Origin of the sequence: Ruegeria haliotis (assembly GCF_013377785.1) — a bacterium.
GTDB classification, from domain to species: Bacteria; Pseudomonadota; Alphaproteobacteria; order Rhodobacterales; family Rhodobacteraceae; genus Ruegeria; species Ruegeria haliotis.
Window position 1 is genome coordinate 1 of record NZ_JABXWT010000119.1, and the last position, 536, is coordinate 536.

Here is a 536-nt window from a genome sequence, read left to right on the forward strand (position 1 = left end):
CCCTAGAGCGAAGAAGAAACCGGAGTCGTAATGCGTTTTTATCGAAGCTTAAATACAGTGCAAGCAATGACTTTCGACCTTGATGATACTTTGTATGACAATCATCCAGTGATTAAGCGATTAGAGCGAGACTTACGACTTTGGCGGGTGGACTCTTTTCCACCGTTATCGGCTTTTGATGAACAAGATTGGAAAAGGTTTAAGCAACAAGCATTGCGCAGTAGCGAGCGCTGTCGACATGATGTGACCGTGGCAAGAGAGACTCAGCTGGGGCTTGCTTTTGCTGCCATTGGAATCACAGGCACAAGCCAAGCAGAGGCCATTGAGCAGACCATGCAACAAGTGACTCTGTTGCGAAATAGAGTCGATATCCCAGAGCAAACCTTCCGCACGCTAGAAGTGCTCGCACAAAAATTACCATTGGTTGCGATTACCAACGGCAATGTTGATGTGCAGCGCATTGGCTTACAAGATTACTTCTGCGCCACTTTTAAAGCGGGCCCTGATGGCGCGGCGAAACCTAACGCCGATATGTT

The 536-nt window shown here is 47.9% G+C and carries 1 protein-coding gene; it reads left to right on the forward strand.

Annotated features, from left to right (window positions below; genetic code table 11):
- Nucleotides 1–30: 30 nt before the first annotated feature.
- A partial coding sequence (locus tag HW561_RS23520) for an HAD family hydrolase (protein WP_176867787.1) occupies nucleotides 31–536 on the forward strand: 506 nt, incomplete at its 3' end.